This window comes from Gulosibacter chungangensis (assembly GCF_008831155.1).
Lineage (GTDB): Bacteria > Actinomycetota > Actinomycetes > Actinomycetales > Microbacteriaceae > Gulosibacter > Gulosibacter chungangensis.
The window spans coordinates 336,590-362,645 of the sequence record NZ_WBKB01000003.1 but is presented as its reverse complement, the minus strand read 5'-3'; the positions used below and the strand labels follow the sequence as shown (position 1 = coordinate 362,645).

The following is a 26,056-nucleotide window of genomic DNA, read 5'->3' as shown; positions in this document are numbered from 1 at the left end:
CCGGCGCCGCCTGCATTCCGGGATTGATTACTTAACTCCGGTCGAGGCCCACGACCTCCACCAGCCAATGGTCCTGGCCGCATAGAAAACCAAGAAAGAGACCCTCTACCAAACCCGGGGCTTGACATACCCATGTCGCGCGACTCCGCCTGCGCGAACTCTTCAAGGTTTTCGCGCAGCAGCTCGGTGAGTCGGTAGATGATCTTGGTTCGCGCGGCGTGGCCCATTCGCGGCCACGGACCTTCGTCAAAAGCCTGCCGTGCCGCCGCGATTGCAGCCGCTGCATCCTGTTCACCACCGAGTGCAGCCGTTGCGTAGTCTTCATTAGTGTAGGGATTCAACACCCCGAAGGTCTCGCCGTTTGCGGATGGTACTTCTTTATTGCCGATGATGTGGCCGAAGAATTCCTCAGTCATTGGCCTTGGCCTTTCTCTCTTGAATCGTTACGTCGCCAGCAGCCCAATGGGTCTCGGGCACCTCGTGAATCACCACGCGGACATTCTGTTTCGGTGCGTCGATCGCGCGCACTGTCGCCTCGGTCAATTCCGTGATCAGACGACGCAACTGTTCATCGCTGCGTCCCTCGGTCACGGTCACACTGATGAAGGGCATTATTCCCCCGTCCCGCGCAGCCGAATTGAACCGAGGTTGGTGAAGTGGAAGGTGATCGAGCGGCCCACGTTGGTGGCCACCGCATCCGTCATTGCCCCCGCGAGGACGATCTGCCCGGCCTCGAGCTTGCGGCCGCGGCGGGCAAGCAGCCGCACGCCCTCGGCAATTGCGTTAAGCGGGTGGCCGAGGATCGCCGCGCCGGTGGCGGTGTCGACAACTTCGCCGTCCACCTCAACCACGACCGCTTCCAGTGCCAGATCGAGATCATCCACATTGAGCCCGATGGGACCGAGCACGAAGCCGGCTCCCGAGGCGTTGTCCGCCACCACATCCCCAAGCGTGAAGCGGAAGTCTTGATAGCGACTGTCAATAACGTCGAGCCCGGCGTACACCTTGTCGATCGCCGCTCGCACGTCCTCGGTCGTGACGTCAGCACCTTCGAGGTCGTGCTTGAGCGTCACGAAAATCTCGGGCTCCACGCGCGGGTGGATGAACAGATCTTCAGGAATTCGACCATCATTCGCAGCGAGCTGCGCGTCGGTGATTCGGTGCACATTGGTCAGCCACCCAACGATCGGAGTGTCCACATTCATGCGCTGTTGCTTGGCCTTGCTGGTGAGCCCGAGTTTGATACCGACGAGCTGCTCACCGCGCGCTTCGCGCAGCTGCAGGGTCCGGTCTTGGACGGCGTACCCCAGTTCCTCGTCCAATTCCGGATGCTGATCAGCGAGCGAGGTCAGGTTCTGTCGTTCGTCTTCCGCGCGAATGAGCGTGGTCGCGAGTTCCTCGACCAGGGCAGTGTTAGGCATTCTGCAGCTCCTCGTTCTTTGCTGCGCTGCTCGTCAGGCTGAGCGCGATATCGATAAGCATGTCTTCCTGGCCCCCGACCAGTCCACGTTCGCCGGCGATCATGAGCAGGTCGTGGGCGGGGACCCCGTATCGATCGGCAGCTGCCTGCGCGTGGTGCAGGAAGCTCGAGTACACCCCGGCGTAGCCCTGCACAATCGATGAACGATCAATCCACGGGCGATTCGGCACGAACCCGTCCACGACATCATTCGCTGCTGACAGAACTCGGTCGATATCAACACCGGTCGTGATGCCGAGTCGTTCAAAGACCACGGCCAGTAGTTCCGTCGGCGAGTTTCCAGCGCCCGCACCGAGGGCGATAAGTGAGCCGTCGATGTGCGAGGCCCCGGCTCGGTAGGCCAAAATCGAGTTCGCAACACCGAGTGAGAGGTTCTGGTGGCCGTGGTAGCCGACGTTCGCATCCGTACCGAGTTCGGCGACGAGTGCTTCGACCCGGTCGGATGCTTCCTCAAGCACGAGCGCACCGGCCGAGTCAACCACGTAGACGGTCTGGCAGCCGGCGTCGGCCATGATGCGTGCCTGTTTTGCCAGTGCCTCCGGTTCGAGTCGGTGGCTCAGCATCAGGAACCCCATGGTTTCAAAGCCAAGCGAGCGGGCAATACCGAAGTGTTGCACTGAGGTGTCGGCTTCACTTGAGTGTGTCGCGATTCGAGCGACCGAGGCACCCGCATCGCGAGCCGCGCGAAGGTCATCCGAGGTCGCAACGCCCGGGAGCATTAGCGCCGCGATTCGTGCTTGCTTGGCTTCCTCCGCGGCAATTTTGATGAGCTCAATATCCGGAACCAGCGAGAAACCGTAGTTAAAGCTTGCGCCAGCCAGCCCGTCGCCATGGGTTACTTCAATGACATCGACGCCTGACGTATCGAGCGCGTGAACGGTGTCGCGAACCTGTTCTTTGGTGAAGCGGTGACGGACTGCGTGTGAACCATCCCGCAGCGTGGTGTCGACCAGTCGGACATCGCGGCCTTCGGGGACTCCCGCTACCGCGGCGATATTTTCGTAACCAGGCTGTAGCTGCCAGTTGCTGTGCGCGTTCATGCTGCCGCTCCTTCGCGTGCGGTCTTCCGTACGGCGATCAATTCGCCGATTCGTGAAGCTGCCGAGGTAATAATGTCGAGATTGCCCGCGTATTCGGGCAGGTAGTCACCACGGCCTTTGACTTCCAAGAAGACAGCGACGCGGCTGAGCCCATTCCAGGTCTCGCGAGCGACATCGAACTGCGGGTCGGCGGTGAGCCGGTAACCGGGGACATACTGCTGGACTTCGTTCACCATCTGGTGGATGGACTCGGTGACTTGATCGCGCAGCGCACCGGCCTCGGCAGCTTCCTGCGGGATCCCAACGAACACGGTGTTGCGCATAATCATCGGCGGCTCAATCGGATTGAGGATGATGATCGCCTTACCGCGCTGCGCTCCACCGACCTGCTCGAGTGCTCTTGAGGTCGTGTTGGTGAACTCGTCCAGGTTCGCGCGAGTACCGGGACCAGCCGACTTGGATGCGATCGATGCCACGATCTCGGCGTAGGGCACCTCCACGACTCGGCTCACGGCATTCACGATGGGAGTGGTCGCCTGGCCACCGCAAGTGATCAGATTGAGGTTCTGCGCGTCAAGGTTAATGTCGAGATTTACCGGCGGGCACACGTACGGACCAATGGCCGCCGGGGTGAGGTCAATCGCAGTGATCCCAGCATCCCGATATTTGGGTGCGTTGGCTTCGTGGGCCTTGGCACTGGTCGCTTCGAACACGATGTCCGGTACGTCGTCGAGGCCGAGCAGCCAGTCAGCGCCCTCGGCGCTCGTTTGCAGGCCGAGGTCGCGTGCACGGGCAAGCCCGTCCGATTCCGGGTCCACTCCGACCAGGTACTTGAGTTCGATCGGCCCCTGCGAGCGGAGCAGCTTGTACATGAGGTCGCTGCCGATATTGCCGGATCCGACAATGGCAGCGGTGAGCGATTGAGACATCGCAATCCTTTCTGGTGCCTCAGCGGTGCGCGGAGGCTGTGGTCAAGAGAAGTTGATGGAGACCGAGCCCATGCCCGCGAAATCGCAGGACACTGTGTCGCCGGACTGCACAGAAATTGCTTTGGTGACGGAGCCAGGGAGTACGACCTGGCCAGCTTCGAGAGCAATGCCGCGTTTACCGAGTACGTTGGCGAGCCAGACAATGGAATTGAGCGGGGAGCCCAAGGCCGCGGCGCCAGCACCGGTTTCGGTCAGTTGTCCGTTGACGAAGACGTTGACGCCTTGCAGTCGGAGGTCGACTTCGTTGATGCGACGCGGGGTTGAGCCGAGGACTACTCCCCCGCTGGAGGCGTTGTCGGCGACGGTGTCGAAGTATTTGATTTTCCAATCGGCGATGCGGCTGTCGATGATCTCGATCGATGGCACCACCCAGGCGGTCGCGTCAACGACATCGGCAACATTGATGTTCGGGCCGCGGAGCTCTTTGCCGAGGATGAAGGCGAGTTCCGGCTCGATACGCGGTTGCGTGAAGTCGGCTGAGCCCACCTGGGTGCTTTCACCGTAAAAAAAGTCGTCGAGCAGGACGCCATAGTCAGGTTCGGTGACTCCGAGCTGGCGTTGCATGGCCTTGGAGGTGAGGCCAATTTTTCGCCCGCGAATACGCCGACCTTCCGAAAGCCACTTTTCCACTTGCAGTTCTTGGATGCGGTATGCATCTTCCAGATCCATATCGGCGTAGCGCTCTGTCAGTGGGGAAACCGGGGTTGCACCCGCGTATACGGAGGCGAGTTCCTGTGCCAGTGTTTGGCGCGTTGCATCTTCCATGGTTGCTTTCTCGAGGTCCTGTGAGTGATTGGATCGGGGTGGGGAGGACGGAGACCCTCCCCACCCCGGTTGATAATCCTTGGTTGAACTAGTTCTGGAAGAGTTCTTGGTTCTCCACAGACTTCACCGTGCGGTAGTTCACCGGCTCGCCGATGTCAGCAAGGGTCATCTTGTTGTTCGGCGTGAGGTAATCGGTCGGCTTGTTGTTAGGGGTGCCGTACATGAAGTACTCGGTCGGTAGCGGCGAGCCGAACCAGATGATGCCCTCGTCAAGGTTTTTCTCGGTCCAGGTCAATGGCTTCCATGCCGGGTCGAAGATGAGGTAACCGGAGTCGCCGAACAGCTCGATGCGGTTCCCACCAGGCTCAAAGACGTAGAGGAACTTGGCTTGGCTCACGCCGTGCTTGCCAGGACCCGCCTCAATCTCGATGCCGTTCTCGACGCAGAGGTCTGAAAGGTCATCGAGGTGCTGCGGGATGCCATACCAGAACGCGAGGTGGTGCAGACGGCCGTTACCACCGGCCGACTGGCCAGACTGATCGCCGAGGTTGGCGATCTCGTGTACGAGCGGGCTCACGCTCATCCAGGCAGCAGCTTCCTGCTGGCCGTTGAGGATGATGTTCTCGCGGAGGCGGAAGCCGAGCGTGTCCATTAGGAAGTTCTTATTCTTGGTGACGTCGTCCACCAGGTGGTTCACGTGGTCGAGGCGGCGCACAGGAACACCCTTCGTTGGGCGCTTCTGCGGACGGCTCAGGAGATTGCTCTGTTGGCTCTCTGGTGCCTGGTAGTACTCGAGGTCCCAGAGGATGCCGTGCTGGTGGCCCGCAGTGTCGGTGAAGCGGTAGGTCGGACCTTGGCCATGCTCACCGTCAAACCACTGCCCCTTGATACCAAAGGCTTCGATGGCCTGCACGCGACGTTCGAGTGCCTGCGGCGAGCTGGTGCGCCAGGTGGTATACCCGGTGCCCGGGGTTTCGCGATAGGTCACCTTGAGTGAGTAGGTGTACCAGTCTTCATAGGCCTTGAGGTAGACCGAGTTGCCGGCGCGGCCGGTTTCGCACATACCGAGCAATTCGGTGAAGAACTTGACCGTATCGTCAACTTTCGGCGAGAAGAGTTCAGCACTGACCAGCTGTGCGAGGTCGAAGTTCGGTTCCTGGTAGGGCTGGCTGAGGTTGGAGGGCATGATATTTCCTTTTCTAAACGTCATTGTTTGTGCCAAAGACACCGAGCTACCGGTGCGGAGTGTAAGCGGGTCGCTTCCTCGTGACCTGTCCTTTTCCGCTGCTTCGTAGTTGCGGTATCCGTAATTTATGAGTTCTGCTTCACGCTTTCAACCAACCGTCTCAACCAGTGAGACTGCTGTTTTGGATGGTGAGGGGATTCTCCTGACACCCTGTTGAAAGCGCTGCGGGAAACTCGCCAATTCTTGAATATTGGCAGATTATACTTTTTGAAACTATGTAATTATTCGTGATTCACGACCGATCGCACCCTAAGGGCTTGACCGGGCAAGAAACTACACCTTTACTGATTCAACCTCCCGATAGGAAAGGCTCTGTCGCCAGGGCTGTTCATTTTCAATCATGGTTTGAGCGAAGAATTCGCTGATCTCCTCTCGAGCAGTCAACGGCAAGACCTGCGCGACGTACATATCGGGCCGGACTATCACCAAAGCTCCCCTGCTTCGATCAATGCCACGCTCTTCGAAGATGTCTTCACCGGGAATTGCCGCATACATTTTTTCGTAGTCAGTAACTTCGAAAGGTCCGACGCGGGGGCGGAATAGCCGTGGCACCGTATTGATGTCGACGTCTTGATACGGCTGCTGATAAATAACCTTGGCATCAAACACGGCGTCTATGTCCGCCGCGATCGGCGTGAATCGCGCGATCGGCGAGTTCTCTGAATGCTCGAGCCACTCGGCAAGCTCCGCCACTTCCTTCCCATCGGTGTCAGCAAAGGCGTAGAGACGCCAGCGACCATCGGCACGGAAGTGATGTCCGAGATGCCGCGGCGTCGTATCGGCGATGCGTGAGGCTCGCGCCGATTTGAAGCGCTTGCCCACTGGAAACCCCTTGGCCAACGCCTGGTTCGCGGTATCGCCAATGAGCGTGGATTCGAGATATCGCGTAGCGAAACCGCCGGGGAACTCGGCAGTGTCAACATAAAAGTCGCCAATCTCGCTCGGGCTACTGAACTCTTCGGGCCGGCGTGACATCATCGCCGACCACTCCTTGTCGAAGTCGATGAGGTTTTGCGCGATCACTTGCCGCTCCGCGGAGTAGGTCGACAGAAGTGAGGTGTCACTGCGTCCGGTAAGGACTTGGCCGAGCTTCCACGAGAGGTTCCAGCCGTCTTGAATCGAGACGTTCATTCCCTGGCCCGCCTTCGCGCTGTGCGTGTGGCAGGCATCGCCGGCAATGAAAACACGCGGTTCGCGGGTACCCATTTCAGCCAGCGGCACGTCGTCAAACCGCTGCGCGACTCGGTGTCGAACCTCATAAACGCTGTACCAGGCTACGTCTCGCACATCGATTGAGTAGGGATGCAAAATTCGATTCGCTCGATCGATCGCTTCGGAGACTTCGGTGGCGCGAATTTTCGCGCGGTTCGTTTCATCAACGTCACCGAGCGACACATAGAACCGGAAGAGGAATCCACCTTCCCTCGGAATCAGAAGGATGGTACCTTCTTTATCCGATTGAATACCACACTTCGTGCGGATATCCGGGAAATCCGTTTCGGCGAGAATATCCATCACTGCCCAAGCGTGCGCGGCTGGGTCTGAATTTACTTCAATACCTACTGCATCACGGACCTTACTGCGGGCACCATCACAACCGACTACATATTTCGCTGAAACTATTCGTTCATTGCCTTCGAAGTCTTTGAGGCGCACCTTGACTGGATAGTCTTCTCCGTCGATTCGCTCGAGGTCAATAAATTCATAGCCATAATTTGGGCTAATCTTTGCCGGTCCATTTGCAGCATATTCCGCAAAATAATCAATTACGCGAGCTTGATTCACTACCAGAATTGGGAACTCGCTCACGTGCGCGGGCGGATCAGCAGCGCGAATGCCACGCGCGATTTGCGTGGGGTCATCGGGATTCGGACCCCAGAAATTCATTTCGCGCAGGTGATTGGCTTCGGCCGCAATGCGCTCTTGGAACTCGAATGCTTGAAAAGTCTCACTGCTTCTCGAAAACAGTCCATCAGCACGACCAACTTCGAGCCGCCCGGGCCGGCTGTCGATGATTCGCGTGTGAACCTCTGGATAGTTCGTAAGCTGGGCCGCCTGGACGATGCCAGCGGGGCCTGCACCCACAATGAGCACATCCATTTCATCGGGGAGCGCTTCTGTCCGGTCAATACCTGTACCGCGAGCTTCTTTGATTCTCGGGTCGTGCGGCACGTAGCCATGGTGATGGAACTGCATCGTTCTACTTCCTAATGTGATCGAGTCTGTGTCTCGCTCCGGCTGTCCCCGCCCGCCACCGACTACACTGTCGTGGATAACTTTCGGGGAAGTTCCGTGCACTAAGTCTGCACTTGCAGACTTAGTGCGTCAACCGATATGTCTCACCCAATGAGACTCCCGCCTGAGAATTGCCTGACATAGACTGCGGTCATGAGTACAACCGCCGCCCCTCGTCCTCCGCGCGGTAGCGGGCGCGATGCGTTAATACGAGCCACTGTCGAAACGGTTGCGCATGAGGGAGTCCAGGGGGCAACCTCGCGCAAGATTGCGGCGCAGGCCGGCGTACACAACACGCTGATCACTCGCCTTTTCGGCAATCGAAATGCTCTGCTCACCGAAGCCACTCACTGGGTGTTTGAACAAACGCATGAGGCGGTTGAACTCGCTGTGGAACTCGCCTTAGAACCTACTGCGGCAAAGCGGTTCCTGCGCACCTACAAGGCGGATCCGAGCCGCCAGATTTTCATCTATCGAATTGCCATCGCGCCACATGACAACGCTGATTTGCAGCGGGTCACGACCGAGCTGTATTACGACTTGCTCGGTCGGATGCAGGCCTCACTCGAGCGGAATAACTTCCCTAGCGACATTGCCACCGCCCGGGCGGTGTTTGCTGCGGTCGACGGGCTTGTGCTGCAGCGAGTGGCCGAATTGACAGATGCCCAGGCGCTCGAAGCATTCGAGCGCCTGGGCATCATTCTGCGGGCCTATCAGACGAGCGTGACCGCCGAGGAAAACTAGCCGCGCTGTCGGTCAATTGCGCGGGCCAGCCGTTTCGCGGCCTCGATGAGCTTTTCCTCAGGAGTGTCGCCAAAGGACAGCCGCAAATGACGGGATGACCCGTGGTCGGGTCCGGAACGGAAGAATGAACCGCGCTGGTATTCAATTCCCTCGGCACTCGCGTCAGCAGCCAGCTGGTCTGCGTCGATTGCATCGTCAGTAATCCGGGGCCAGAGGAAGAAGCCGCCTTCGGGCACCGTTACCGAGAGGGCATCCGCGGCGTGCTGCTCGAGCGCGTCGGCGAGAGTGCGAGCGCGGCGAGCGTAGACCGGGCGCGCACGATCAAGGACCTCATCGAAGTATCCCTCGCTGGTTGCGAGGAGTTCGGCGATGCCTGCCTGGACGAGCAGCGAAGTGTGGGAGTCCTGCCGACTGCGCAGTGCGACGGCATCTGACACAAAGCGTTCCGGTAGCACCACCCAACCGAGTCGAAGCCCGGGCCCAAGAGTTTTGGTGAAGGTATTGATGTGAATCACGTGTTCGGAATCGTGGAATGCCGAGACCTCTGCCGGCTCTCCCGTGAAACGCAGCTCCCGGTATGGGTTGTCGGCGAAAACCACGAAGTCGTAGCGCTCGGCTAGCTGCACTAGCCGTACCCGTTGCGCACTTGGCAGCGTGGCTTGGGAGGGATTGTGGAAGTCTGGCACGGTGTATAACGCGACAGGTCGCGCACCCGCGACCAGCCAGGATTCGAGCTCGTCGAGATCAAGCCCGAGCTCCCCCACCGTGATTGGGTGAATACGCGCGGCAGACAGCTCGAGTCCCCGCATAAACAGCGGAAAGATTGGATTGTCCACCGCGACGAGTCCGCCGCGCTCGACTACCAGGTGAATCGCGAGTGACAGCCCGTGGAATCCACCATTCGTGATCAACACTCGTTCAACGGGCACATTCTCCCTGGCGGCAATAAGCTCCCGCAGTTGCGGTAGTCCCTCTGTTCGGCCATATTGCAGGGCCGGTGCACCGGGTTTCTCTAGGACGCGGGTGATAGCTTCCGCGAGCTCCGTGGTGGGCAGCAGTTCCGGTGCCGGTATTCCGCCGAGCAATTCGATGGCATCGGGCCTGCGATCGCGCAGGGTGAGGTCCCCAAAGCCCTTCGGGGCGGATAGTGCCCGGATCAGTTCCGTGCGTTCGAAGGCGGACTGCTGGGTTGTGAGAGCTGGGGTCATGATGAGGTTCCAATCGTGATGGGGTCAATCGTGACGGCATGGGAAGGAGTGGGCTCGTGAGTGTGCTCGGGTGGCACAGGGATCGCATCGACGAGTGCGCGGGTGTACTCGTGCTTCGGGGTGTGCAGGATGTGTTCCGCGGCACCCGACTCAATGAGCTGGCCCTTACGCATCACCGAGACGGTGTCGGCGACCTGCCTAACGAGCGCGAGATCGTGCGACACGAGGAGGTAGGTGAGACCGTGCTTGGCTTGTAGATCAAAGAGGACATCAAAGATCTCAGCCTGCACGCTCACATCCAGTGCTGACGTGGGCTCATCCAGCACGATCACCTCGGGGCGCAGCACGATCGCTCGCGCGATGGCCACGCGCTGCCGCTGCCCGCCCGAAAGAGCACTCGGCCTTCGGCTCAGTGCCGCCAGTGGTAGCCCGACGGCGTGAACCGCTTCATGTACGCGCTCGGTGCGTTCGGCGCGCGGACCGACCTTGAAGCGATCCAGTGGCTCGCGAATGAGTCGCTCTACGTTCCACGTCGGGTCGAGTGAAGTGAAGGGGTTTTGATACACCAACTGGAGTTGCCGGTGGATGCTGCGCCACGCTTTTCGGCTGCTGTCGAGAACGTTTTCGCCGTCGATGTGGATTTGTCCAGCATCCGCTCGTTCTAGCCCTAGGAGCAGTCTGATGGCAGTGGTTTTCCCCGAACCGGATTCGCCGACGATAGCGTGTGTAGTGCCCGGCGCAATCGAGAACGACACCGCATCCACCGCCGTAAGCGCACCAAAGCGTTTCGTGACCCCCTGGAACTCGAGCTTGCTCGGTCCTGCCGCAGGCTGGCGCTCACGACGATATTCGGCATAGCGCTCCGGGTTGAGCGCCGGTACATCGCACTGGAGCCGCTTGGTGTATTCCGACCTTGGTGCGGCAAAGATCTCTGCGGTCCTGCCCGCTTCCTGCACCGCGCCATCTTTCAGCACGACGATTTGGTCACTCCGTTTCGCCGCGATGGCGAGGTCATGCGTGATCAACACGAGGCCGATGTCGAGGTCCCGGCGCAGCTCATCGAGCAAATCCAGGATTTGCTTTTGGATCGTGACGTCGAGGGCACTGGTCGGTTCATCGGCAATCAAGAGCTTCGGACGCGGCAATATCGCGAGGCCAATCAATACGCGTTGCAGCATTCCGCCTGAGAGCTCATGCGGGTAGGCGGTCAGCACGCGCTCCGGGTCCGGTAAGCCCACTCGGGTGAAGACGGCCAAGATTTCTTTACGCTGAGCCTCGCGGTCGAGACCATCGAGGAGCGCTGCGGCTTCTGCGGCTTGCGCACCGACGGTACGTACAGGGTTCAATGCGTGGGCGGGATCCTGCGGCACGAAACCAATGCTGCGACCGCGCAGCTGCCGGAATTTTCCCTCCGGCAGCTTGAGGATGTCTTGCCCGCCCAGTTCGATGCATCCGGCAGCTGCCGCGTTGTTGCCCAACAGGCGGAGGATGGCGCGGGCGGTGGTGGATTTTCCGGAACCGGACTCCCCGATCACGGCCAGCGACTGACCGTGATCGAGCGAGAAGGACACGTCGCGGACGACCGGTTTTGAGTCATAGCTCACCGTGAGTGACTCCACTCGGAGGAGTGGTGAGACGTTGGATTCGTTCATTCGAGATGCTTCCTCTTTGAGTGCTCGGGGGCTAGGAGGTTTTGCGCAGCCACCGGCTAATCCGGTTGACGGATAAGACGGTGAGGACGATCAGCGCGGCTGGCCAGAACACGAGCCATGGAGCGGTGGTGTAGTCCTTGCCGTTTGCGACGAGGAGACCCCAGTCCGAAGCTGGCGGTGGGTCGCCGTAACCGAGGAAGGACAGTCCCGCGATCACCAGAATCGACAGACCGAACTGCAGCACCGCCAGGGTAAGCACCGAGCGGGTTGCGTTGGGGAGGACGTGGCGTAGCAGCACATGTGCTCGCGAGCCACCGAGTATCCCCGCCGCTTCCACGTACACAGATTGCCGGGTTGCGATCACTTCCGAGCGCATCACGCGGGCAAATACGGCCACCGCAGAAACGCCGGTCGCAATCGCGGCGTTGATGGTTTCGAAGCCGAGGGAGCTCACCACCACGACCGCGAGTAGGAAGCTCGGAATCGCGAGCAGCACATCCACGAGCCGCGACAGCAGCGTGTCGGTGAGCCGGCCGAAGAACCCTGCCAAGAGCCCGATCGTGCCGCCGACCAGCACGCCGATGGCGACCGCGACGAGGGCGCTAGTGACGGAAGATTCGGTGCCATAGACCACCCTCGCAAAGAGGTCGCGACCGAGATGATCGGTACCAAACCAGTGTGCGAGGCTCGGGCCCTGAAGCTTGTCAGCGGTCACCCCGACTTCCGGTGAGTAGCTGGTGAACAATCCCGGCCACAGGGACCAGCCCGTCACGAGCAACAGGACCAATCCCGCGAGAATCACGCCAACGGGCACTCGAAAATTACGACTCCGGAGGCTCTGCGCGAGCTCGCCCGTCGGGCTAGTAGTTTCTGACAGCGTGGAGACGCTCATGCGTAGCTCGCCTCCTTTGCGGTGCGTTGCGCTCGGTCCTCCGCGATCTTTACGCGCGGGTCAAGGAGTGGATAGGTCAGGTCAGCAAGCAGATTGGTCACCACGAAGACGACCGCGGCAAGCGACACAATGGCCTGCAGCGATGGCAGATCTTGACTCGCCACGGATCGCTCCACGAGCGAACCGATACCATTGCGGCCAAACACAATCTCGGTAATCACCGACCCACCCAACAGCTCGCCCACGGTGAGTGCCACAACGGTGACCGCGGGCAGCGATGCTGGTTTCAGCAGGTGCCGAAAGAACAGCGCTCGCGTACCCAAGCCACGAGCACGGGCCACCGCGGCATACTCCTGCGAGGCCTCACGGTCCAGATTCGCAATCAACACTTCGGCGATCTGTGCCGAAACCGGGATGCCCAGAGCCAGAGCCGCAAAGAAGGTGGCCCAGGGGCCTTCCGGTTCGACGATGCGAAAGAGTCCGAGCGAAAAGGCGAAGAACTGGATCAGCAGCAGGCCGATGATGAAATTTGGGATGGACAGGAACAGGGATGGGAAGGCCCGCAGCAGGCCCTGCCCATATTTTTGTGGCAGCACCTGAGTACCGATAGCAATCAATATGGCCAAGACCACCGCAACCAGCAGGGCCGTACCGGCCAGTACCAGGGTCGAGGGCAGTGCATCCCCAATCATCTGCCCGACGGGCAGATGGGTGCGCAGCGAGATGCCGAGGTCACCGATGAGGAACCGCCCGAGCGACTGCGCGAGTTGCACCAACACGGGCTGGTTGAGGCCGTAATAGGCCACCAGCTCCTGGATTTCAGCTTCGGTGAACCCGTTCTCCGGGTTGCGTAATTGTGCGGAGATGGGGTCGCCGGGCAGGACCGTGATGACCACGAAGGTCAACACGTAGGCGAGCAATACGACCAAGATGGCCTGCCCGGCGCGCCGAAGCGCGAACGATGCGTAAGCGCGTTGCATGACGGTCTCCCCTAGCGATCCAGCCAGGCGGTGGAGTAACTGGCGAGCGCAAGCCCGTTATAGGTCACGCCATGCAAATCTGGGGTTGAGACATAGATTCGCTGCACGATCTGCGTGATCGGGATGAAGTAGGCCTGATCAAGCACGTATCCCTGCAGCTCGTCGAGCAGTTGCGCGCGGGAGTCGACATCGGAGGATGCAGCAATGTCTGCCGCATAGGTATTGAGGGTCTCGTCGCTCGTACCCACGCCGAACCAGTCCTCATCGCCGTCCTTAGCACCGACGATCACACCGGTCACGGTGCCAGCGTCGATGAAGCTGCGCGTAATGTTCGACGCGGCAATTTGGTCGCTGCCGTTGACTCGTTCCATGTAGGTGGGTAGGTCATAGACCTGCAGCGTCACGTCGAACCCGATCGCGCCGAGCTGCTGCGCGAGAAGTTCATCGACTTCCTTGGAAGTCGCAATGTAGGGGGTGGCGTACAGAGTTACGGCGAGGGTTTGGCCATCCTTCGTGCGGAGGCCGTCGGCACCGACGACCCAGCCTGCTTCGTCGAGGAGGGATGCGGCGAGGTCCGGATCGTAGGTCAGCGCATCCGAGTGATCGGTTGCTTCCGGCACGTTCTGGATGAACGAGCTCGCGGCGGTCCAGTCTTCGGTGTAGACGGTCGAGAGGATTTCGTCGCGGTTGATGCCGTGCTGGAATGCCTGGCGCACCTTGACTTCATCGAAGGGTGCGATGTTCACATCCAGTGCGAGGCCGTGCGTGAACCCGAGGTATTCGGGAACGTCAACCTGGTAGCCAGCGTCCTTCAGGCCGTCGAGTTCCTGCGGCAGGATGTTATAGGCAACATCAGCCTGATTGGACTGGATCGACCCGGTGCGCAGCGAGGTCTCCGGCACCACCTTGTAGGTGATCGAGTCGAGGTAGGCAGGGCCGGTGTGTCCGCGAGCTTCGGGTCCCCAGGTGTAGTCCTCCCGCTTGGTAATCGTGACGTGATCGCCGTCCTGCCAAGAATCCACCACAAACGGGCCCGAACCGATGCTGTTGTAGAGGTCTGACTGCTCCTCTGCGGGAAGTGCGAGTGAGTCTGGGGAGATCAGAATCGAACCGTGGTAGCCGAGGGTTGGGATGAAGCCGAGGGTGGGTTCGGAGAAGTTCACCTGCACCGTCAATGGGTCAATGGCCTGCGCGCCTTCGTAATTGACGGAGGGGAAGAGGCCGATTCTTGCGATGCCCTGGTCGGGAGCACCGTAGGCCCAGTGGTCGAGGTTCGCTACCACCGCGGCAGCGTCGAGTGCGGTGCCGTCCGAGAAGGTCACGCCGTCTTTCAGGTGCAGTGTGAACTGCGTCTGGTCCTCGGATTCCTCCCAGCTTTCGGCGATCCAAGGGGACACGGTCCCTTCGGGATCCACGTACACGAGCTTGTCGGTGAGCTCTCCCCAGACGTTCCCTTGGAAGCTTGAGATTGAGCTGCTATTTGGGATCCAGGTATCGCCGAGCGAGTCGATCTGGAAGATCAGATCCCCGCCTTTTTTGGGTTCGCCGCTACCATCGGCGCTCGTTGCGGGTGAGGTGGCGCAGCCTGCGGTGAGGCCGATAATTGCGGCCAAACTCACGGCCGCTGCGGCGGCGCGGCGCCACAGCGCTCGTTGCTTCACGGGCGGTGTTTCCATTGCGATTCTCCTAATAAGTCAGTGTTTATAAGTCAGTGTTGGTTTTAGATGGCTTTGCCGGGGTTGAGCAGGTCTTGCGGGTCGAATGCCCGTTTGATCGCGCGCTGCACCTTGAGGTTTCGCGCGGAGAGTTCGGTGGCGGCATATTCGCGTTTGATGGTGCCGAGTCCGTGCTCTCCGGTGATCGTGCCGCCGAGCGAAAGCGCGAAGTCGACTAACGCATCCATCGCCTCGTGCAGCACGGGATCAGGCTCGCTCGGGTCGGCCCCTTCCGGGATGCGCAGACTGATTCCCGGGTGCAGGTTGCCGTCGCCGGCGTGGGCCACGGCGCTGATCTTCACCCCGAAGCGGGCCTCGAGTTCTGGTAGGTGGGCGAAAACATCCGCGATCTTTGATTTCGGGACCGCGATATCGCTGGTCACGAACCATTCGTCACTCGGGAAGCCTCGGCCATTCCGCCGTAGTTCCCAGAGGACTTCCGCGTCGGCAGCAGATTCGGCTCGGACCTTGCCGCCAGCGCTTCGGAGCGCGAGGTCCAGCTGGGCGAACTGTTCCTGGATACCGAAGCCGTCCAATTCGATCAGTGCGAGGGCGCCTCCGCGCTCACTGAGGTTGGTGCCGCTGTGTCGGTCGATTGCTTCGAGGGTCGCGCCGTCAATGAACTCGATCACGCTGGGGCGAACGGCGCTGCGGGTAATCGCTGCCAGGGCCTTGGCGCCACTGATGGTGTCTTCGAACGCCACAGATACCGTCTGGCGTGCCACTGGGATGGGACGCAGCCGCACTGTTATTCCTACGACAATCGCGAGAATGCCTTCAGAACCGATCAGGAGTGAACGCAGGTCCAGGCCCGTGACACCTTTGATTGAGCGCTGTCCGACCGTGATCCGCTCGCCGTCGGCGAGCACGAGATCAAGTGCCAGGATCGACTCGCGTGTGACACCGTATTTCACGCAGCGCAGTCCCCCGGCGTTGGTTGCGACGTTGCCACCGATCGTGGAAATGTCCCAGCTTGCGGGGTCGGGTGCGTAGAACAAGCCGAAGGGTTCCAGGTGCTCGTTGAGTGCCTTGTTGAGCACTCCCGGTTCAACCACGGCAAGTTCATCAAGCGGTGACACTTCCAGGATGCGGTTGAGCCGTTCGGTGGTGAGCACAAGCTGGTTTGCGGTTGCCCGAGCGCCACCGGCAAGCCCGGAACCCGCTCCGCGCGGCACGATCGACACCCCGTGTGCCGCCGCGGCGCGGACCACCTCTTGGACTTCGGTTACCGAAGCTGGAACGGCTACCGCTGGACCATCCACTTCCTTGCGCAGTTCGCCCTGCGTCGCCCAGTCCACCCCGTACTTCCGCGTGGCTGCCGATGGCTCGTGGATTTCGAGTTCCGGCAGGCGCTCGCGGAGGTCCTGGAGCAGATTTGCAAGCTTGGTTTCGGCGGACTGCGGGTCTGCAGTCTCAACGTTCGCCGGTGCGGCGCTCGTGATCGACATGGCGTGGCCTTTCTTCGGTAGTCCCGGTGAGAAAGGAAGATATTCCGGATGCGGTACCGGAGTCGATGGTCCGCCGTCACATCGCGATACGGAGCGTCACGGCCGTAAATCACCGCAATTTGTCGTAACAAATGTGGCGAGGTGATACGACATGTCTTATGCAGGCCTTCAAATTCGCACCCTTCGCCGCGGTACGCGAGAAAAATAAAAGTCCGGATCTGGGTTTCCAGATCCGGACTTTTGTATTGGCTCCCCGAGTTGGATTCGAACCAACAACCTGCCGGTTAACAGCCGGCTGCTCTGCCGTTGAGCTATCGGGGATGACAACTCGATAACTATAGCCCGAACTTTTCATGGAAGTAAAATCGAGCGAGCGACTCCCGCGTGTCGGTTGAAATCATGCGGATCACAGCAGTGTAATTCCATGTGATCCGCATGACCTCAAACGGACACTAGTAGCCGATTCTTGGATCGGCGAGGCCCACAAATTCTCCCGTTTCGAGGAAGGCGCGGACATTGTCCTGAATCCGCCGATCCAACAGCGGACGCACCATCTCCGGGGTGTCTGCCGTGTGTGGCGTCACGATGCAGCGCTCGTGGGAGTACAGCGGGTGGTCGGCGGTGAGCGGCTCGGGATCGGTCACGTCGAGGCCGGCGCCGTAGATGGATCCGGCATCAAGCGCCGCCACGAGGGCGTCTGTGTCCACCAGCGGGCCGCGCGCGATGTTCACCAGCACCGCAGTGGGCTTCATGCTTTCGAGCCGCTGTGCGTCAATCAGCGCCCGCGTTTCCTCGGTGCTCGCGGCCGCCAGCATCACAACGTCAGCCTGAGGCAGCACCTCATCGAGTTCGGCGGTGGTGACGGTCCGGTCGGCAGTCGCAACCGGGTCTGCGCTTCGACGCACCACGGTGCTTGTCACACCGAACGGTTCCAGCAACCGCAGGAACTCGAGCGCAATGCCCCCGGCCCCCACGATCACCACATTCGCACCATAGAGCGACAGCCCCGAAGACTTGCCCCAGGAAGTTGCCCGCAGCCGCAGTGGCAGCTGTCGCTGCAACGCGAGCGTCAGCATCAGCGCGTGCTCCGCCACCGGCTGGGCATAGGCTCCCTTCGCCGAGGTAAACACCACGCCCCGTTCCGCCGCGGGCACAATCGCCTTCCCAAACGCGTCAATCCCGGCAAACGGTAGCTGCACCCAGCCAATACCGGGATGCGCATCCAGCGCCGCTACTAGCGTGTCGACATCCCGTGTGGTCGTGTAAATCAGGCCGCGAGTGGCGTCCGAAAGCGGCGCGACGACTCCCCCGGCCGCTCGAACCGGTTCCATCTCGACGGGCTCGCCGCTTGCCGGCACCGGCAGGATCGCTATTTCTCCCGGCTGCGGGCGCTCATCGCCGCGCAGCCGGGTTGCCTGCTGCGCCAGCACCTCTCGATGCGAAAACTCGCTCACTTCTCCTCCTCCGCAGCTTTTGTCGCTGCCTCAGTGTTGTCTTCGACCGCGACATCCGTCTCAGTCCCATCGTCCACGTCATCCGCATGCACGTCTTCCGTGTCTGCATCTTCGACATCCACGTCTACCCCGTCAGTTGCATCCAAGTCATCTGTATCCGCATCCTCAGCCGCAGCACCTTGACTCTGGAACCGAGCGAACTCCGGTCGGTTCTCGAGCAAGCGTCGTCGTGCCTCGGCCTCAGCCTCCGCGCGGGCGGCCTCTGCTTCCGCCTCGGGGTCCGGGAACAATCCTCCGACCACTCGGTCGACCGCCGCGTTCATTTCCGCTGGCAGGCTGCCGGGAACCGGCGTACGGGCAAATTCTCTTGCCTCCCGCATTTTGATCAAGTACGGGTCGGTTGCGTTGCACAGCACCGCATCGATATTCCCCTGTGCAATCACGAATCCGCGATGGCACACAAGCACTTCATCGGTCAGACGCTCCACCGTGCCAAGTTCATTGCTGATCACCACGATGCTCATTTGGCGGACCCGATTCAGCCGCTCCAACAGCGACATGATGGCGGGCTGCGCAAAGATGTCCACGCCCTGCGTGGGTTCGTCCACGATCAGCACTTTGGGTTCGACGATCAAGGCCTGAGCGAAAGCGACGCGCTGTCGTTGACCGCGGCTGAGTTCAAAAGGAAATCGGTTCAGGATGCCGAGTTCAAGATCCACGGCGTCAATCAGCATCGCGGCGGCACGGCCGAGCGCACGCCGATCAAATTCGCGGTCACGACGAAGCACCGGGTCAGCGATATTCTCTGCCACCGTCAGGTCATTGCGCAGTCGGTCCCCCGATTCGGGCGCGAGATAACCAACTTCCACAGTCAGACGCCGTCGGTCATCACGGGTGGGCTTACGCAGGTTGATCCCCGCAACGCTGGCGTCTCCGCCGGAGATCCAGGGCCAGTCGAGCTCCTTCTCACGCAGCATCGACCGCCCCGACAGCACTCGCCCCAGTGAAGATTTGCCACTCCCGGATGCGCCGACGATGCCGAGAATGCCTCCTCGAGGCAGGTCGATGGTGACACCCGAGAGCACGCGTCGATCATCCGCCCCGAGTTGCGGCCCGAAAGAAATCGAAAGATCTTGCGTGCGCACAACACCGTCATGTTCTGAGGCCGCGTCACCCGCAGAAGAATCGACCTGTAACTCACCAATCGCGCTGGAACCCATGGCGATCAGCCTAGCGGGGCTCGGTCTTGAACTTCCCGGGTTCACACTGCACAGGCACCCAGTTGCGACTCCAGACGGACCCGGTCAAACCTGCTGTTCGAGGCTCTCGCGAATGTCCCGCTTACGCCGCTCGACATCCACCAGTTTTTCGCTGAGTTCCCGATGCCGCAGCGGATCGGTTTCGATGTCGGTACGGCGCAGCTCACCGAGGAGTTCGGCCCGGCGATGCAGCAGGTCTCGCTCGACCAGCGCCGCCGCCATCGACCGAACGTAGGCGGCAACCTGCTCCGGGCCCGACCCCGCGGGTAGCGGCGCCATTGAGAGGTCATTCAATAGCGGCATAAATGAGCTCGGCACTTCTTCCTGCACCCGCGGCAACCACTGCGGGGTACCGAGATCCGATTGAGTGACGATCATCGCATCCCGTACGATCGCGAGCGTGGCGTCGGAAAACTCGGCGTCGAGCACGTTATTGAGTTGCGCATCCGAGAGCATTTTCGGGTACTGCAACACCGCCGAAAGCGTATCCCGCTCAAGCCTGGTCACGGGATCATTCGGCAGGTCGCCCATCCGCACCGCAGGCACCGTATAGCCGCCCGCCGCATCCATTTCTTCCGGGTGGTAATCCGGCGGGTAGTCGCTGGCGGCCCGCTGCAATTGACGTTCGGCACTGGCCACCGCGGCATGTACCTGCTCGAGGTCCATGCCGAGCCAGCCCGAAAGCTGCCGCTCATATTCGGGGCGCAGCGCCCGGTCGCGGATACCCACGATGATCGGTGCGGCTTCCCGCAACGCGGCAACGCGGCCTTCTGCGGTACGCAGATTATGGGCGCGCAGCTGCTCCCGGATCACGAATTCGTACATCGGTTGCGGATGCTCGACCATGCTTCGCACCGCCTGGTCACCTCGGTGCAGGCGCAGGTCGCAGGGGTCAAACCCGTCGGGAGCGACGGCCACGAAGGTCTGCGCTACGAAGCGGTTCTCCTCGGCGAAGGCCCGCATCGCGGCCTTGCGCCCGGCCTCATCGGGGTCGAAATTGAAGATCACTCGTCCCCGGTGCGACTCATCGTCCATGATGCGTCGGAGGACCTTGATGTGGTCAACGCCGAAGGCCGTGCCACAGGTGGCCACCGCGGTGGTGACACCCGCAAGGTGGGCAGCCATCACGTCGGTATAGCCTTCCACCACGACGACCTCGTGGTTGCGGCCGATGTCCTTCTTCGCGAGGTCGAGCCCGTACAGCACCCGCGACTTGTGGTAGATCTCAGTCTCTGGAGTATTGAGGTACTTCGGCCCCTTGTCTTCCTCGAGGAGCTTCCGGGCACCGAACCCAACGGTTTGACCGGAAGTGTCCCGAATGGGCCAGATGACCCGGCCACGGAAGCGGTCATAGCTCGAGCCGCGCTCATTGGTCGACACGAGCCCCGCATCCTGCATTTCCTGCAGCGAAAAACCCTGGGCCCGCAGGTGCTTGGTCAGCGCATCCCAGGACTGTGGCGCAAAGCCGACCCCGAACCGGGTCGCCGCGCCAGGGTCGAACCCACGTCCGCCGAGAAAATCACGCGCGGGCTGTGCCTCGGGCCGGGCGAGCTGATTCTGGAAGAATTTCTCTGCTTCTGCCGTCGCCGCGAGCAGCCGCACCCGCTTGGAGTGGTCTGGCGCCTCCCCACCATCCTCATAGGTGAGTTGATAGCCGAGCTTGCCAGCGAGACGCTCGACCGATTCCACGAAGGTGACGTGGTCCATCTTCTGCAGGAAGGTGAAGACGTCGCCCGACTCCCCGCAACCAAAGCAGTGGTAAAAGCCCAGTTGCGGGCGCACGTGGAAAGAGGGCGTGCGCTCATCATGGAACGGGCACAGCCCCTTTTTCGAGCCCACACCGGCAGACTTCAGCGTGACATATTCGCCGACGATGTCTTCGATGTTGGTGCGAGCACGAATCTCATCAATGTCAGATCTCCGGATACGCGCCATGATCCGAATCCTACGCCGTTACCACTGCTGCTGGGCGCCGATGACTTTACTGTGGAGAGTGAGCGCCGATTGGTCGGTGAGCGAAGCCACCTGGTCGACGATGACGCGCCGTTTGGCGTGATCATCGGGCGCCTCACGGAAGAGCCTGGTGTAGGCCTCATCGAGGAAGCGCTCCCCCGTGGTCCACAGCCCATCCAGCAGTTCGGTCAGCAGCCGCCGCTGACGCGCATACACGGGTTGACGAGTCGGTAGCGACATCACAAAGCCCGATACGGTCCCCTTCAGCAGCGCGATCTCCGCCTCGGTTTCGCGCGGAATGATCACATCCGCGGCAAACCGAGTGAGCCGCGCATCCTTACCGTAGTGCTCGAGCGTGGCGTGGGTTGAGGACTGGGCAAACCGGCCGATCAACTGCGAGGTAAGGTTCTTCAGCGCTGCCTGGCTGCGCATCGTGCCGTCATATTCGTGGACCCAATACGCGGATGCGGTGAGCCGTTCGAGTGCCTGGGCCATCTCTTCCTGGCTGAAGGCGTCGCCGGACCACTCAACGGCGTTATAGAGAATTGCCTCGCGGTTCTCCGGCCATTCGATCTCTTCGAGTGGAATATAACCTTCGACCACAGCATCCTCGAGATCGTGCACCGAATAGGCGATATCGTCCGCGAGATCCATCACCTGCGCCTCGATGCACTTTCGGTCTTCCGGCGCATCCTGCCGCAGCCATTCGAACACCTCGCGGTCGTCCTGATAGAACCCGAACTTGCGCGTGCCCTTGGTCTGTGCCGCCGCGTAGTCCCACGGGTATTTGCAGGATGCATCGAGGCAGGCGCGGGTGAGGTTCAGCCCGTAGGTGCGCCCGTCCTCACCGATCACTTTGGGTTCCAGGCGGCTAATCAGTCGGAGCGTCTGGGCATTACCCTCAAAGCCGCCAATATCCGCGGCCCACTCTGACAGCGCCCGCTCGCCATTGTGACCAAACGGCGGGTGGCCGATATCGTGCGCGAGGCAGGCGGTGTCAACCACATCCGGGTCGAGGTCAAGCACGCCCGCAATCTCCCGGCCCACCTGCGCCACCTCGAGGGAGTGGGTTAGGCGGTTACGGGCGAAGTCCACTCCCGAGGTCGGTGAGAGCACCTGCGTTTTTTGCGACAGTCGCCGCAAGCCGGATGAGTGCAGCAACCGGGCGCGGTCCCGCGCGAACTCGGAGCGGTTGCGATTCTCGTGGTGCTCGGGTAGGAATCGCTCGGCGTCTGCCGCTTCATACTTCGGTGCAGGGATGCCGAGGGTCGCGAAGGTCACGTCGCCTAGCCTCCAGAGATATCGAGCTCGGCGCCGGCGATGTCATCCGTGTCGGCCGTGCTCATGGTGCGAGAAGCGAGCCAGCCCTGCGGTAGCGCAGCGCGCCGCGGCGAACCGGCGCGCCCACGCGGGCCCATGGCGCTCGACCCGGGCCAGGGTTCATCCGGCAGCTGCGATACGAGTTCACGCAATTGATCCAGGCTCTCGATGAGCGCGAAGGCTCGCCGGACATCACCACCGACCGGGTAGCCCTTGAAGTAATTCGCGGCGTGCTTACGAAAGTCGCGGCAACCGTAGAACTCATCTTCAAAGAAATCGACGAGGAGCTCGGCATGCCGAATCATGGCCGCGCCAACCTCACGAAGGCCCGGCTGTGCCCGTTCGGGACGGCCGGCGAAGGCAGCTTCCAAGTCGGCAAAGAGCCAGGGACGGCCGAGCACACCACGGCCGACGACGATACCGTCGCATCCGGTTTCCCGGACCATCCGGACGCCATCCTCACCCTCAAATACGTCACCGTTACCGAGGATCGGAATCGAGGTGATTGCTTCCTTCAGCCGCGCGATCGAGGCCCAGTCGGCCTTCCCCGAATACTGCTGCTCGAGGGTGCGGGCGTGCAGGGTGATTCCGGCAATACCCGCGCCCTCGGCAATGCGAGCGCTTTCGAGGTAGGTCTCGAGCTCTTCGTTGATGCCCTTACGAATTTTCACCGTCACGGGGACATCCCCCGCGCGGCGAACCGCTTCGGTGCAGATCGCTTCGAAGAGGTCGCGTTTCCACGGCAGGGCGCTACCGCCACCGCGCTTGGTCACCTTGGGCACCGGGCAACCGAAGTTGAGGTCGAGATGGTCGACCTTGTCTTCATCCACCAGCATTGCCACCGAGTCGCCGACGATTTTGGGGTCGACGCCGTAGAGCTGGATCGAACGAATCTGCTCTTCGGGATGGTGACGAATCAGTCGCAGCGCCGTGGGGTTCTTTTCCACGAGCGCGCGAGTCGTCACCATCTCGGTGATATACAGGCCCGCGCCGTACTCCTGACAGAGTCGACGGAATGCCTCATTGGTAATGCCCGCCATTGGCGCGAGCGCGACCGGTGAGGCGATCTCGATCGGACCGATCTTGAGCGCCGGGGCGGCGGTAGGTGAAAGCGTAGTGCTCATATGCTCCTGCAGTGGTGATTCAGCTCGTTAGCAGCCGCGCAGTCGTTCGGCCAGGTAGCCGAAGAGTCGATCAATCGAGACGCGCTCCTGCTGCATGGTGTCACGTTCGCGCACGGTAACTGCGCGGTCCTCGAGCGAATCGAAGTCAACGGTGACACAGAAGGGAGTACCGATCTCGTCCTGACGGCGGTAACGACGACCGATCGCACCGGCGTCGTCAAAGTCAATGTTCCAGCGACCGCCGTTGCGGATTTCGTCGGCAACTTCCTTGGCGAGCGGCGTGAGCTTCTCATTGCGTGACAGCGGCAGGACCGCAACCTTGTTCGGTGCCAGGCGGGGGTCGAGGCGAAGCACCTTACGCTTGTCGACACCCCCCTTGGCGTTGGGTGCTTCGTCTTCCGCGTAGGCGTCCACGAGGAAGGCCATCAGCGAGCGGGTAAGCCCGAAGGAAGGTTCAATCACGTACGGGGTGAACCGCTCGCCCGCAGCCTGGTCGAAGAAACTGAGCTCTTCGCCCGAGGCCTTCGTGTGGGAGGACAGGTCAAAGTCGGTACGGTTGGCGATCCCCATGAGTTCGCCCCACTCGCCGCCCTGGAAACCGAAGCGGTACTCGAAGTCGATGGTGCGCTCCGAGTAGTGCGCGCGCTCGTCCTCCGGAACATCCAACTGGCGGATGTTTTCGGGATTTATACCGAGGTCGTAGAACCAGTTGAGGCACGCCTCAACCCAGGAGTCGAAGTGCTGGCCCGCTTCGTCAGGCTTGACGAAGTATTCGATCTCCATCTGTTCAAACTCGCGGGTGCGGAAGATGAAGTTGCCCGGGGTGATTTCGTTGCGGAAGGCCTTACCGACCTGGCCGATACCGAATGGTGGCTTCTTCCGCGCCGTGGTGAGCACGTTCATGAAGTTCACGAAAATACCCTGCGCGGTTTCGGGACGCAGGTAGTGCAGGCCCGCCGCGTCATCCACCGGACCGAGGTAGGTCTTTACCAGGCCCGAAAACAGGCGCGGTTCGGTCCAATTGCCTTCCTGACCGGTTTCCGGATCGCGGATATCGGCGAGACCGTTTTCGGGCTCCTTACCGTGCTTTGCGACGTAGGCCTCGATGAGGTGGTCGGCACGATAGCGCTTGTGCGTGTGCAGCGATTCAACGAGCGGGTCGGTAAAGGTTTCCACGTGCCCGGAGGCTTCCCAGACTGCCTTCGGGAGGATGATCGAGGAGTCGAGTCCGACCATGTCGGCGCGGCCGCGCACGAAGGTCTGCCACCACTGCTGCTTAATGTTTTCCTTGAGCTCAACACCGAGGGGGCCGTAGTCCCAGGCGGAACGCGAACCGCCGTAGATTTCACCCGCCTGGTACACGAATCCTCGCTGTTTCGCGAGAGCGATTACCTGGTCGAGCTTCGAGGCTGCCATCTAAAGAACACTCCTGGGCATTGTGGGTGAGGGCCTGCTGGCTGCAGGCCGTGACAATCAACGTCCCAGTCTACCGCTCCAGCGCAAGTTCGGGCCGCCGCGCGAGGATTGAACTTGCCTCCTGATAAGCCGGCGTGGTGTCGCGAAGGTGAGCCAGCGCATCCGGTACCTGCCGCCCCTTGGCCTGCATTGCCTGTGCCCAAAGTCTTCCCGCGCGATATGAGGAACGCACCAGCGGCCCGGCCATGACGCCGGCGAAGCCAAGTTCCCGCGCGTACTCGGAGAGCTCGATGAACTCCTGCGGCTTCACCCAGCGGTCAATCGGGTGATGCAGCTTCGAGGGCCGCAGGTATTGGGTCAAGGTGAGAATGTCCACGTTTCGGTCTCGCAGGTCCCGCATGGTGGATGCAATTTCTTCGCGGGTCTCCCCCATGCCAAGAATGAGGTTCGATTTGGTGATCATGCCGAGTTCGCTCGCTCGCGCGAGCATCTCGAGTGAGCGGTCATAGCGAAAGGCCGGGCGAATCTGCTTGAAAATTCGCGGCACGGTCTCGAGATTGTGTGCGAATACTTCGGGCGTCGCTTCACAGACGGTTTCAATCGCACCGCTGCCGCCACGGAAGTCATCCACCAGCAACTCGACTCCGGTGCCGGGATTGAGCGCGTGAATCTGCCGTGCCGTTTCGGCGTAGAGCCAGGATGCGCCATCCGGCAGATCATCCCGGGCAACCCCCGTGACGGTCGCGTAGCGCAGCCCGAGTTCGCGTACCGATTCGGCGACGCGGCGTGGCTCGTCGCGGTCGTAGCTGACGGGTTTTCCTGTCGCGATCATGCAGAAGTCGCAGCGGCGGGTGCACTGATCACCGCCGATGAGGAAGGTTGCCTCGCGATCCTCCCAACACTCGTAGATATTCGGGCAACCTGCCTCTTCACAAACCGTATGCAATTCGCTCTGGCGCGCAAGGCGACGTACGTCTTGATACTCCTTACCGACGGTGGCTCGGGTGCGGATCCAATCAGGCTTCTTCTCAATTGGGGTCTGCATGTTCTTCGCCTCAATGCGAAGTAGCTTTCGACCCTCTGGTGCTGGCACGCTCATTCTCTCCCTCTTCCTGTTCGTTCCGTCTGCCTACTCG

The 26,056-nt window shown here is 61.1% G+C and carries 22 protein-coding genes and 1 tRNA gene; 1 reads left to right on the top strand and 22 read right to left on the bottom strand.

Translation table 11 applies throughout. The features are described 5' to 3' along the window. From F8O05_RS07220 to F8O05_RS07185, 8 genes are all read right to left on the bottom strand, one after another. The coding region (locus F8O05_RS07220) for an aldehyde dehydrogenase family protein (protein ID WP_158052074.1) at window positions 1–416 on the bottom strand (416 nt) is incomplete at its 3' end. Beyond that, window positions 409–612: a tautomerase family protein gene (locus tag F8O05_RS07215; protein WP_158052073.1), complete on the bottom strand. Its 204-nt coding sequence runs from the start codon at window positions 610–612 to the stop codon at window positions 409–411. The genes F8O05_RS07220 and F8O05_RS07215, both read right to left, overlap by 8 nt. Then, window positions 612–1,421 (bottom strand): 2-keto-4-pentenoate hydratase, encoded by an 810-nt coding sequence (locus F8O05_RS07210; protein WP_158052072.1) that lies wholly within the window; start codon window positions 1,419–1,421, stop codon window positions 612–614. The genes F8O05_RS07215 and F8O05_RS07210 overlap by 1 nt, the downstream gene beginning before the upstream one ends. After that, on the bottom strand, window positions 1,414–2,520 hold the full coding sequence (dmpG, locus tag F8O05_RS07205) for a 4-hydroxy-2-oxovalerate aldolase (RefSeq protein ID WP_158052071.1): 1,107 nt from the start codon (window positions 2,518–2,520) through the stop codon (window positions 1,414–1,416). Before dmpG ends, F8O05_RS07210 begins: the two co-directional genes overlap by 8 nt. Further along, the gene (locus F8O05_RS07200; RefSeq protein ID WP_158052070.1) at window positions 2,517–3,449 is read right to left on the bottom strand and encodes an acetaldehyde dehydrogenase (acetylating); all 933 of its coding nucleotides are present in this window, start codon (window positions 3,447–3,449) and stop codon (window positions 2,517–2,519) included. Before F8O05_RS07200 ends, dmpG begins: the two co-directional genes overlap by 4 nt. A gap of 42 nt (window positions 3,450–3,491) precedes the next feature. Then, a complete protein-coding gene (locus tag F8O05_RS07195) occupies window positions 3,492–4,274 on the bottom strand; it encodes a 2-keto-4-pentenoate hydratase (protein ID WP_158052069.1) in 783 nt (260 codons plus the stop codon). A gap of 88 nt (window positions 4,275–4,362) precedes the next feature. After that, window positions 4,363–5,460 carry a VOC family protein gene (locus F8O05_RS07190; RefSeq protein WP_158052068.1) on the bottom strand — a complete coding sequence of 366 codons (1,098 nt, stop codon included), beginning with the start codon at window positions 5,458–5,460 and terminating at the stop codon, window positions 4,363–4,365. 333 nt (window positions 5,461–5,793) lie between these two features. Next, window positions 5,794–7,716, bottom strand: a complete 1,923-nt coding sequence (locus tag F8O05_RS07185; protein WP_158052067.1) for an FAD-dependent monooxygenase — start codon at window positions 7,714–7,716, stop codon at window positions 5,794–5,796. Window positions 7,717–7,908: 192 nt separating this feature from the next. Here F8O05_RS07185 and F8O05_RS07180 point away from each other — a divergent pair, with 192 nt between their 5' ends. Then, entirely contained in the window at window positions 7,909–8,499 is a 591-nt protein-coding gene (locus tag F8O05_RS07180) for a TetR/AcrR family transcriptional regulator (RefSeq protein WP_158052066.1), read from the top strand. Here F8O05_RS07180 and F8O05_RS07175 read toward each other — a convergent pair. The 14 genes from F8O05_RS07175 to lipA form a co-directional block, all read right to left on the bottom strand. Beyond that, window positions 8,496–9,707 carry an aminotransferase-like domain-containing protein gene (locus F8O05_RS07175; protein WP_158052065.1) on the bottom strand — a complete coding sequence of 404 codons (1,212 nt, stop codon included), beginning with the start codon at window positions 9,705–9,707 and terminating at the stop codon, window positions 8,496–8,498. The two genes, F8O05_RS07180 and F8O05_RS07175, sit on opposite strands and share 4 nt — an antisense overlap. Next, complete coding sequence (locus F8O05_RS07170) at window positions 9,704–11,359, bottom strand: dipeptide ABC transporter ATP-binding protein (RefSeq protein WP_158052064.1); 1,656 nt, start codon at window positions 11,357–11,359, stop codon at window positions 9,704–9,706. Before F8O05_RS07170 ends, F8O05_RS07175 begins: the two co-directional genes overlap by 4 nt. Window positions 11,360–11,390: 31 nt before the next feature. Further along, entirely contained in the window at window positions 11,391–12,251 is an 861-nt protein-coding gene (locus F8O05_RS07165) for an ABC transporter permease (protein ID WP_158052063.1), read from the bottom strand. Further along, on the bottom strand, window positions 12,248–13,231 hold the full coding sequence (locus F8O05_RS07160; RefSeq protein ID WP_158052062.1) for an ABC transporter permease: 984 nt from the start codon (window positions 13,229–13,231) through the stop codon (window positions 12,248–12,250). Before F8O05_RS07160 ends, F8O05_RS07165 begins: the two co-directional genes overlap by 4 nt. Before the next feature lie 11 nt (window positions 13,232–13,242). Then, the gene (locus F8O05_RS07155; RefSeq protein WP_158052061.1) at window positions 13,243–14,907 is read right to left on the bottom strand and encodes an ABC transporter substrate-binding protein; all 1,665 of its coding nucleotides are present in this window, start codon (window positions 14,905–14,907) and stop codon (window positions 13,243–13,245) included. A 44-nt stretch (window positions 14,908–14,951) separates the two neighbouring features. Further along, a complete protein-coding gene (locus tag F8O05_RS07150) occupies window positions 14,952–16,394 on the bottom strand; it encodes an FAD-binding oxidoreductase (protein WP_158052060.1) in 1,443 nt (480 codons plus the stop codon). 246 nt (window positions 16,395–16,640) lie between these two features. Next, a tRNA-Asn gene (locus F8O05_RS07145) sits at window positions 16,641–16,715 on the bottom strand. A 131-nt stretch (window positions 16,716–16,846) separates the two neighbouring features. Continuing rightward, a complete protein-coding gene (locus F8O05_RS07140) occupies window positions 16,847–17,848 on the bottom strand; it encodes a D-isomer specific 2-hydroxyacid dehydrogenase family protein (RefSeq protein WP_225735786.1) in 1,002 nt (333 codons plus the stop codon). Beyond that, entirely contained in the window at window positions 17,845–19,068 is a 1,224-nt protein-coding gene (locus F8O05_RS07135; RefSeq protein ID WP_158052059.1) for an ATP-binding cassette domain-containing protein, read from the bottom strand. Before F8O05_RS07135 ends, F8O05_RS07140 begins: the two co-directional genes overlap by 4 nt. Window positions 19,069–19,152: 84 nt before the next feature. After that, window positions 19,153–21,042, bottom strand: a complete 1,890-nt coding sequence (gene dnaG, locus F8O05_RS07130; RefSeq protein WP_158052058.1) for a DNA primase — start codon at window positions 21,040–21,042, stop codon at window positions 19,153–19,155. 18 nt (window positions 21,043–21,060) lie between these two features. After that, window positions 21,061–22,341 carry a deoxyguanosinetriphosphate triphosphohydrolase gene (locus tag F8O05_RS07125; protein ID WP_158052057.1) on the bottom strand — a complete coding sequence of 427 codons (1,281 nt, stop codon included), beginning with the start codon at window positions 22,339–22,341 and terminating at the stop codon, window positions 21,061–21,063. A 5-nt stretch (window positions 22,342–22,346) separates the two neighbouring features. After that, entirely contained in the window at window positions 22,347–23,504 is a 1,158-nt protein-coding gene (gene dusB, locus F8O05_RS07120; protein ID WP_158052056.1) for a tRNA dihydrouridine synthase DusB, read from the bottom strand. Window positions 23,505–23,531: 27 nt separating this feature from the next. Next, window positions 23,532–24,920 (bottom strand): glycine--tRNA ligase, encoded by a 1,389-nt coding sequence (locus F8O05_RS07115; protein WP_158052055.1) that lies wholly within the window; start codon window positions 24,918–24,920, stop codon window positions 23,532–23,534. 70 nt (window positions 24,921–24,990) lie between these two features. Beyond that, window positions 24,991–26,019 (bottom strand): lipoyl synthase, encoded by a 1,029-nt coding sequence (lipA, locus tag F8O05_RS07110; protein ID WP_158052054.1) that lies wholly within the window; start codon window positions 26,017–26,019, stop codon window positions 24,991–24,993. Between the last annotated feature and the right edge of the window lie 37 nt (window positions 26,020–26,056).

Bases quoted from the DNA above. Each gene is read 5' to 3' on its own strand.
- F8O05_RS07155 (WP_158052061.1), bottom strand. From the start codon at position 14,907: ATGGAAACACCGCCCGTGAAGCAACGAGCGCTGTGGCGCCGCGCCGCC.
- F8O05_RS07195 (WP_158052069.1), bottom strand. From the start codon at position 4,274: ATGGAAGATGCAACGCGCCAAACACTGGCACAGGAACTCGCCTCCGTA.
- F8O05_RS07115 (WP_158052055.1), bottom strand. From the start codon at position 24,920: ATGGCAGCCTCGAAGCTCGACCAGGTAATCGCTCTCGCGAAACAGCGA.
- F8O05_RS07150 (WP_158052060.1), bottom strand. From the start codon at position 16,394: ATGTCGATCACGAGCGCCGCACCGGCGAACGTTGAGACTGCAGACCCG.
- lipA (WP_158052054.1), bottom strand. From the start codon at position 26,019: ATGAGCGTGCCAGCACCAGAGGGTCGAAAGCTACTTCGCATTGAGGCG.
- F8O05_RS07180 (WP_158052066.1), top strand. From the start codon at position 7,909: ATGAGTACAACCGCCGCCCCTCGTCCTCCGCGCGGTAGCGGGCGCGAT.
- F8O05_RS07165 (WP_158052063.1), bottom strand. From the start codon at position 12,251: ATGAGCGTCTCCACGCTGTCAGAAACTACTAGCCCGACGGGCGAGCTC.
- F8O05_RS07175 (WP_158052065.1), bottom strand. From the start codon at position 9,707: ATGACCCCAGCTCTCACAACCCAGCAGTCCGCCTTCGAACGCACGGAA.
- F8O05_RS07135 (WP_158052059.1), bottom strand. From the start codon at position 19,068: ATGGGTTCCAGCGCGATTGGTGAGTTACAGGTCGATTCTTCTGCGGGT.
- F8O05_RS07210 (WP_158052072.1), bottom strand. From the start codon at position 1,421: ATGCCTAACACTGCCCTGGTCGAGGAACTCGCGACCACGCTCATTCGC.
- F8O05_RS07215 (WP_158052073.1), bottom strand. From the start codon at position 612: ATGCCCTTCATCAGTGTGACCGTGACCGAGGGACGCAGCGATGAACAG.
- F8O05_RS07185 (WP_158052067.1), bottom strand. From the start codon at position 7,716: ATGCAGTTCCATCACCATGGCTACGTGCCGCACGACCCGAGAATCAAA.
- F8O05_RS07190 (WP_158052068.1), bottom strand. From the start codon at position 5,460: ATGCCCTCCAACCTCAGCCAGCCCTACCAGGAACCGAACTTCGACCTC.
- dusB (WP_158052056.1), bottom strand. From the start codon at position 23,504: ATGAGCACTACGCTTTCACCTACCGCCGCCCCGGCGCTCAAGATCGGT.
- F8O05_RS07200 (WP_158052070.1), bottom strand. From the start codon at position 3,449: ATGTCTCAATCGCTCACCGCTGCCATTGTCGGATCCGGCAATATCGGC.
- dmpG (WP_158052071.1), bottom strand. From the start codon at position 2,520: ATGAACGCGCACAGCAACTGGCAGCTACAGCCTGGTTACGAAAATATC.
- F8O05_RS07160 (WP_158052062.1), bottom strand. From the start codon at position 13,231: ATGCAACGCGCTTACGCATCGTTCGCGCTTCGGCGCGCCGGGCAGGCC.
- dnaG (WP_158052058.1), bottom strand. From the start codon at position 21,042: ATGGCGCGTATCCGGAGATCTGACATTGATGAGATTCGTGCTCGCACC.
- F8O05_RS07170 (WP_158052064.1), bottom strand. From the start codon at position 11,359: ATGAACGAATCCAACGTCTCACCACTCCTCCGAGTGGAGTCACTCACG.